The organism is Intrasporangium flavum, from assembly GCF_001956915.1.
Lineage (GTDB): Bacteria > Actinomycetota > Actinomycetes > Actinomycetales > Dermatophilaceae > Monashia > Monashia flava.
This window is the reverse complement of the sequence record NZ_MLJO01000014.1, coordinates 35945-43812: the sequence shown is the minus strand read 5'-3', so window position 1 is coordinate 43812 and position 7868 is coordinate 35945. Positions and strand designations below refer to the sequence as shown.

The 7868-nt window shown below is 74.0% G+C and carries 7 protein-coding genes; 6 read left to right on the top strand and 1 reads right to left on the bottom strand.

Annotated features, from left to right (window positions below; translation table 11 throughout):
- On the bottom strand, positions 1-372 hold a 372-nt coding region (locus BIV28_RS12585), incomplete at its 3' end, for a GntR family transcriptional regulator (protein ID WP_076262332.1).
- 134 nt (positions 373-506) lie between these two features.
- On the opposite strand from BIV28_RS12585, the gene BIV28_RS12580 reads away from it, so the two are divergent.
- From BIV28_RS12580 to BIV28_RS12555, 6 genes are read left to right on the top strand one after another with little or no spacing between them, the layout of a single operon-like run.
- Positions 507-2015 carry a cytochrome ubiquinol oxidase subunit I gene (locus BIV28_RS12580; RefSeq protein ID WP_076262330.1) on the top strand — a complete coding sequence of 503 codons (1509 nt, stop codon included), beginning with the start codon at positions 507-509 and terminating at the stop codon, positions 2013-2015.
- 13 nt (positions 2016-2028) lie between these two features.
- The gene (gene cydB, locus BIV28_RS12575; protein WP_076262343.1) at positions 2029-3078 is read left to right on the top strand and encodes a cytochrome d ubiquinol oxidase subunit II; all 1050 of its coding nucleotides are present in this window, start codon (positions 2029-2031) and stop codon (positions 3076-3078) included.
- A 13-nt stretch (positions 3079-3091) separates the two neighbouring features.
- A complete protein-coding gene (cydD, locus tag BIV28_RS12570) occupies positions 3092-4720 on the top strand; it encodes a thiol reductant ABC exporter subunit CydD (RefSeq protein WP_076262328.1) in 1629 nt (542 codons plus the stop codon).
- Entirely contained in the window at positions 4717-6486 is a 1770-nt protein-coding gene (gene cydC / locus BIV28_RS12565) for a thiol reductant ABC exporter subunit CydC (protein WP_076262326.1), read from the top strand. Before cydD ends, cydC begins: the two co-directional genes overlap by 4 nt.
- A 12-nt stretch (positions 6487-6498) precedes the next feature.
- Positions 6499-6921 carry a BlaI/MecI/CopY family transcriptional regulator gene (locus BIV28_RS12560; RefSeq protein ID WP_076262324.1) on the top strand — a complete coding sequence of 141 codons (423 nt, stop codon included), beginning with the start codon at positions 6499-6501 and terminating at the stop codon, positions 6919-6921.
- Positions 6922-6924: 3 nt separating this feature from the next.
- Positions 6925-7821, top strand: a complete 897-nt coding sequence (locus BIV28_RS12555) for a M56 family metallopeptidase (protein WP_076262322.1) — start codon at positions 6925-6927, stop codon at positions 7819-7821.
- Positions 7822-7868 lie beyond the last annotated feature (47 nt).

Sequence of the window (7868 nt, the reverse complement as noted above, 5' to 3'; positions counted from 1 at the left end):
GTCGAGCGCCTCGGCCTCACCGATCCCGGCGTCGCGCACGTCCGCGACGAAGCGCGCCGCGAGCGCCGCGAGGGCGGCCTCGCTCGCGTGGGCCCCGGACGCCACGGTCGTGCCGGCCCGGCGGCCGGTGACGACGAGGCCGGCGGCCTCGAGCTCCTTCACCGCGCGAGCCACGGTGTTCGCGGCGACACCCAGGTCGGTGGCGAGGCCACGCACCGTGGGCAGCCGGTCGCCGGGCAGCAGCCGCCCGGCGGCGATGAGGTCGGCGAGGCCGGAGCGCACCTGCTCGTACGGCGCGACCGCGCCCTCGTGGTCGACGCGCAGGATCCCGCCGCCGCCGCGGCCCTCGACCGTCACCGTTCGCTCGTCCACGGCCGACATCCTCCCCCAGCTGCGGCGGGTGACCCGCTTCACACGCCGGAATCACCCCTGACGCGGTGTAGTACTACACGAGGTCGTAGCATCTACTACGTCATGTAGTTCGCCAGTCCGCGTCGGGAGCCTCCATGGATGCCACAGACCTGGCCAGGTGGCAGTTCGCCATCACCACCGTCTACCACTTCCTCTTCGTGCCGGTCACCATCGGCATGTCCCTCATCGTCGCCGTCTTCCACACGCTCTGGGTGCGCACCCGCAACGAGCAGTGGCTGCGGCTCGCGAAGTTCTTCGGCAAGCTCTTCCTCATCAACTTCGCGCTCGGGCTCGTCACGGGCATCGTGCAGGAGTTCCAGTTCGGGATGAACTGGAGCGACTACTCGCGCTTCGTCGGCGACATCTTCGGCGCGCCGCTCGCCATCGAGGCCCTGCTCGCGTTCTTCCTCGAGTCGACCTTCCTCGGCCTGTGGATCTTCGGCTGGGGCCGCATCCCCGAGAAGCTGCACGCCGCGACGATGTGGCTCGTGCACATCGGCACCGTGCTGTCGGCGTACTTCATCCTCGCCGCCAACTCCTTCATGCAGCACCCGGTCGGCTACCGCTTCAACCCCGTGACGGGGCGCGCCGAGCTGACCGACTTCTTCGCCGTGCTGACGAACAAGGTCCAGCTCGTGACCTTCCCCCACGTGGTCCTCGCCGCCTACATGACCGGCGCCGGCGTCGTCATGGGCGTCGCGCTGTGGCTCATGCGCCGCGAGGCCCGAAGTGCCGCCGTCGCGAGCGCTGGTGACGCGCCCGACGCGTCGGGCGCCGTTGCGGCTGTGGGCAGCTCGGACGCACCGATGTACCGGCGCGCGGCCCGGATGGCTGCAGTGTTCTGCCTCGTGGCCTCGATCGGCGTGGCCGTGAGCGGCGACGTGCAGGGCAAGATCATGACCGAGGTGCAGCCGATGAAGATGGCCGCCGCGGAGGCGCTCTACGAGTCGGTCCCGGCCGGCGAAGGCGCGCCCTTCTCGGTGCTGTCGGTCGGCTCGCTCGACGGCTCGCACGCCAACGCCATCATCGAGATCCCCGGCCTGCTCAGCTTCCTGGCCACCGGCTCGTTCGACGGCGCGGTCAAGGGCATCAACGACCTCAAGGCCGAGTACGCGCAGACCTACGGCGCCAGCGGCAACCCGCTCGTCGCGTCCGCCACCGGCTACGCGCCGAACATCCCGACGACGTACTGGACCTTCCGCCTCATGATCGGCCTCGGGATGGCCACAGCGCTGATCGCCCTGATCGTGCTGTGGGTGACGCGCCGCGACCGCACGCCCACGCAACGCTGGCTCGTCTGGCTCGCCGTGGCCGCGCCGCTCCTGCCGGTCTTCGCCAACAGCTTCGGCTGGATCTTCACCGAGGTCGGCCGCCAGCCCTGGCTCGTCTTCGGCCTCATGACGACGGCCAACGGTGTGTCGCCGAGCGTCTCGGTCGGCGAGGTCGTCACCTCGATGGTCGTCTTCACCCTCCTCTACGGGGCCCTGGCCGTCGTCGAGATCAAGCTCTTCCTCCACTACGTCCGCAAGGGGGCCGAGCCCTTCGAGAAGCCCCAGGACCCGAGCGAGCGGGACGAGGACGCACCCCTCGTCTTCGCCTACTGAAAGGCGCGTGACCATGGACCTCGCAACCTTCTGGTTCGTCCTCCTCGGCGTCCTCTGGACCGGCTACCTCGTGCTCGAGGGCTTCGACTTCGGCGTCGGCATGCTCCTACCCGTCCTCGGGGGCAAGCGGTACGCCACCGACGCCGCCGACGCGCAGAAGCGTCGCCGCGTGCTGCTCAACACCATCGGCCCCGTCTGGGACGGCAACGAGGTGTGGGTGCTCACCGCCGGCGGCGCGACCTTCGCGGCTTTCCCGCACTGGTACGCCACGCTGTTCAGCGGCTTCTACCTGCCGCTGCTCGTCATCCTCGTCGCCCTCATCGTGCGCAACCTCGGCTTCGAGTACCGCCACAAGCGTGAGGACGCGCGGTGGAAGGCGCGGTGGGACCAGGCGATCTTCTGGGGCTCGCTCGTGCCCGCGCTGCTCTGGGGCGTCGCCCTGACCAACATCGTGCGCGGCGTGCCGATCGACGCCGAGAAGGAGTTCACCGGCAACGTCCTCACCCTCCTGAACCCGATGAGCCTGCTCGGCGGCCTCGTCTTCGTGGCCCTGTTCGTCACGCACGGCGCGATCTTCGTCGCCCTCAAGACCGACGGGCAGATCCGCCTCGAGGCGCGCCTCATCGCCCAGCGCGTCGGCGCCGTGGCCGCGGTGCTCGCCGTCGTGCTGCTGCTGTGGCTCGGCCTCACCGACGGCAAGCTCGCCTCGTGGGTCACCACGGTCGTCGCGGCGGTGGCCCTGCTCGGGGCCCTGGCGGCCAACCGCGCCGGACGCGAGGGCTGGGCGTTCATCGGCACGGCGACGACGATCGCGATGTCGGTCGCGACGTACTTCCTCGTGCTCTTCCCGAACGTCATGCCGTCGACGACGAACCCGACGTACAACCTCACGATCGACAACGCGTCGAGCACCGAGTACACGCTCAAGGTCATGACGATCGTCGCGCTCGTCTTCACCCCGATCGTCCTGCTCTACCAGGGCTGGACCTACTGGGTGTTCCGGAAGCGCCTGACCGTCAAGCACATTCCCGACGACGCCCAGCTCGTCGGCACCGGTAGCTGAGAGGACCCGCGACGTGAGGCCCTTCGACCCCAGGCTGCTCCGGGCGGTTCCCGCCGCCCGGAGGCCGGTGCTCGCCCTCGGCGCCACGGGCGTCGCGAGCGGCGCGGCGACGATCGCCACGGCCTTCGCCCTGTCGGCCGTCGTCGTCGCCGTCGTCGACGGGTCCTCGCTCGTCGGCCCGCTCACCTGGCTCGGCGCGCTGTTCGTCGTGCGCGCCGGGCTCGCCGCGGGCAACGAGTCGGTGTCGGCATGGGCCGGCGTCGCCGTGTCGTCGGCGCTGCGCTCGGCCCTGCTGCGGCACTGGGGGCGGGTCGACGCCGACGCCACCCCCGAGCCCGGCCGCGCGGTGGCGCTCGCGACCGCGGGAACGAGCGCCGTCGAGCCGTACGCCTCCCGCTTCCTCCCGACGCTGGTGACCGCGGCGTTCGTGCCCGCCGTCGCGCTCGTGACGCTCGCGGTCGTCGACTGGCCGAGCGCGCTCGTCGTCGTCCTGACGCTCCCGCTGCTCCCCCTCTTCGCGGCGCTCATCGGGCACGCCACCGCCGACTCGACGCAGCGTCGCTGGGCCGCCCTCGATGCCCTTGCCGGGCATTTCCTCGACGTCGTCCGCGGACTGCCGACGCTCGTCTCCTACGGACGCGCGCGTCGCCAGGTCGAGACGGTCCGCGAGGTCAGCGACCGGCACCGCCGCGCGACGATGCAGACCCTGCGCATCGCCTTCCTGTCCTCCGCGGCCCTCGAGCTGCTCGCGACGCTCTCGGTGGCGATCGTGGCCGTCACCGTCGGGCTGCGCCTGTCGCACGGCTCGATGGACCTGGGCCCGGCGCTCGTCGCGATCCTCCTTGCGCCCGAGGCGTACTGGCCGGTCCGACGCGTCGGGGCCGAGTACCACTCCGCCGCCGACGGCGCCGTCGCGCTCGACAGCATCCTCGGCGAGCTCTCCACCGCCACAAGCACTCCCGTGAAGCGCGCCGACGCCGGCCGACGCATCGACGAGGTGCGCGCGGCGGGGCTCGGCTACACCTACGACGCCGGCCACACCCCGGTCCTCGACGGGCTCGACCTCGTGGCCGGCCCCGGGCTGACCGCCGTCACCGGCCCCTCCGGCGTCGGCAAGTCGACGCTGCTCGACCTCCTCGCCGGGCTGCGCACCCCGACCTCCGGTGCCGTGTCGGCCCCCGCGTCGCACTACGTCACGCAGCGGCCGTTCCTGCCGACCGGCTCGGTCCGCGACGCCCTGACCATCGGGCACCCCGCCAGCGACGACCGGCTGTGGGAGGCCCTGCGCGCCGTGGGCGTCGACGGCGTGGTGGCCGGTCTTCCGGGCGGGCTGTCGGCGAGCCTCGGCGACGACGGCTTCGGACTGTCGGCCGGCCAGCGGCAGCGGCTTGCGCTGGCCCGCGCCTGGCTCGCCCCCGAGACGGTCCTGCTGCTCGACGAGCCCACCGCGCACCTCGACGCCGACGGGGCCGAGTCGGTCGCCGACCTCGTCGCCGAGCTGGCCGAGCGCCGCGTCGTCGTCGCCGTCACCCACCGCGACGAGCTGGTGCGCCGCGCCGACCAGCACGTCGTCCTCTCGCGCCCCGACCGTCCCCGGCGGGCCGACGACGCCACCGACACCGAGAGGGAGGCCCGACGGTGACCACCTCCACCAGCTCGCCCCGACCCGGCACCGGCCCGGCCGCCGGCACGACCCGCCGGCGCGGCGTCGCCTGGCCCTCGGCCGGCACGGTGCGCGGCGGCCTGCTCGGCGGCCTCGCCACGGCGTCGGGCATGGCCCTGACCGCGACCTCCGGGTGGCTCATCGTCCGCGCCGCCGAGCGGCCTGTCATCCTCACGCTGCTCACGGCCATCGTGCTCGTGCGCACCTTCGGCATCGCCCGGCCAGTCTTCCGCTACGCCGAGCGGCTCGTCAGCCACGACGCGGCGCTGCGGCTGCTCGCCGAGCGGCGCACCGCCCTCTACGCCGCCCTCGTGCCGCTGACCCCCGCGCGCCTCGGCCGGCGCCGGCGGGCCGACGTGCTCACCGGCGTCGTCGACGACCTCACCGACGCCGTCGAGGCGCAGGTGCGGGTCACCGTGCCGGTCATCTCCACGGCCCTCGCGGGCGGCATCGTCATCGCCGTCGTCGCGGCCATCGCGCTGCCCGTCGGGCTCGTGCTGCTCGCGCTCGCACTCGTCGTCGCCGCCATCTGCGCCGCAGCGCTGGCGCTCGAGTCCCGTTCCCTGCCAGACCTGCTCGCGGCCCGGGCTGAGGTGTCCCGGGTCAGCGAGCTCGTCGCCACGCAGTCGCGCGAGCTGCGCGCCGTCGGTGGCTGGGCCACCGCGCTCGGCTGGCTCGACGACGCGCACCGCACCCTCGCGCGCGTCACCCGGCGGATCAGCGTCGGGCGGTCCACGGCCGCGGCCCTGTTCCTCGTCGCCGTCGGCGCGGCCGTCGCGGCGACGGCGCTCATCGCCCGGGACCTCGACGTCGCCACCCCGGTCAAGGCGCTCCTCGTGCTGACGCCGGTCGCGGTGTCGGAGGCGATCACCCCCCTCGTGGACGCGATGCGCGCCCTGGCCCGGGCCCGCGGCAGCGAGGCCCGCATCGACGCCCTGGTCGACACCCCACCCGCCGTCGCCGACCGGGGAACGGGCGCCGGCGAGCGGGGCGAGGCCGGTCCCGCCCGTCGCGCCGAGGGCGGCGCCGCCGTCACCGTCAGCGACCTCGAGGCGTCGTGGACCGGCCGTGGCACCGACCTGGGCCCGGTCGACCTCGGCCTGCGACCCGGCAGCCGGGTCGTCGTCACCGGGCCGAACGGCGTCGGCAAGTCGACGTTGCTCGCCGTCCTCGCGCGGCACCTCGACCCCACCGGGGGCCGGTACCTGCTCGACGGCCGCGACGCGCTCGAGGAGCCGCTCGAGCAGTCCCGCGCCGGCATCGCCGTCGTCGACGACGAGCCGCACGTGTTCGCCACGACGCTGCGCGGCAACCTCACCCTCGCCCGGCCCGACGCGTCCGACGCCGACCTCGAGGCCGCGCTGCGTGCAGCCGGGCTCGGCGACCTGCTGGCCGACCTCCCCGACGGCCTCGACACCCCGCTCGGCGCGTCCGGCCGTGGGCTCTCGGGCGGCGAGCGGGCGCGCCTCGGCATCGCCCGGGCCCACGTGAGCCGCCGGCCGCTCGTGCTGCTCGACGAGCCCGTCGCCCACCTCGACCCGCCGACCGCCCGCGCCGTCCTCGCCGACCTCACGCACGCGTCCGACGGCGCCCAGACGCTCGTCATGGTGACCCACCGTGACGAGGGGACCGACCTGTTCGACCGGGTCGTCACCCTGCACCGCCCGGCATCGGGCACGATGCCACCCAGCACCGCGACCGGCGACGACGGCCGCGGGCACGGATCCGGCGACCCGCGCCGGTAGATTGGACGCACCATGCCGAACACTCCCCGCAACCGCCTCGGCGAGCTCGAGCGCGCTGTCATGGAGCACCTGTGGAGCACCGCGGAGTCGCACCCGGACGGCCTGACGGTCCGCGAGGTGCACGACGAGATCGGCGTCCAGCGCGGACTCGCCTACACGACGCTCATGACCGTCCTCGACCGGATGGCCAAGAAGGACCTCGTCAGCCGTGAGCGCGACGGCCGGGCCTGGCGGTACACGCCGGCCTCGACGCGCGAGGAGCTGACCTCCGAGTCGCTGCACCACACCCTCGGCGAGCTGGCCGGCGACACCCGCCGCAGCGCGCTGCTGCACTTCCTCGACGAGTCGACGCCCGAGGAGCTCGACGAGCTCAAGGCCGCACTCGCCGAGCTCGAGGCCCGACGCGGTCCCGGGCCGCGCGACCGAAGCGCCTGACCGATGGTCGTCGTCGGCGCGCTCGTCGTGCTCGCGGCGCTGCTCGCGTGGCCGGTGCCGCGCCTGCTGGCACGGGTCACGGTGCTGCGCCGGGCTCCCCGTGCCGCCCTCGTGCTCTGGCAGGCCACGGCCGTCGCCGCCGTCCTAGCCGCGCTGCTCGCCGCGCCGGCGGCGCTGCCCGCGCTGCTCGGTGACCGGGCCCGCCTCGCCGACACCTGGCCCGTCGTCGCCGTCGCCGGGGCGCTCAGCGCCGTCGTCGCCGGCCGCCTGCTGCTCGCCGGCGACCGCGTCGGGCGCCAGCTGCGCGCGGCCCGGCGCCGCCACCGTGACCTCGTCGACCTGCTCGGCGCGCCCGGCGAGGGCCGCGACCGCGACATGCGCGTGCTCGAGCACGCGACGCCGACCGCCTACTGCGTGCCCGGCGTCCGGCGTCGGGTCGTGCTGACACAGGGCACTCTCGCGCGTCTGGCCCCCGACGAGCTCGACGCCGTCCTCGCCCACGAGCGCGCCCACCTCGCCGCCCGCCACGACCTCGTCATGGAGTTCTTCACGGTGGTCCACGAGGCCGTGCCGCGGTTCCTGCGCTCGGACGCCGCCCTCCACGAGGTGCACCTGCTCATCGAGGTTCTCGCCGACCGCGCCGCCGTGCGCCGCACCGACCCCGTCACCACCGGCCGTGCCATTGTCGCCATGGCCGACGGTCCGAAACCCTTGGGCGCCATGGCGATCCGCGAGAGCACCCACGTGGCCAAGGCCCGCATCGAGCTGCTCGACGCCGACCGCATCGTCGGGCTGCCCGCGGGCGTCGTCGGCGTCGGCATGTACGCCGCCGGGGTACTGATCGTGGCCGCGCCGCTCGCCCTCTACGGGCTCGCCATCGCCGGGTTCGCGCTCGTCTGACCCGCTCCCGACCGGCGCCGGAACCCTCCCGGCCGCGGTCGGTAGGG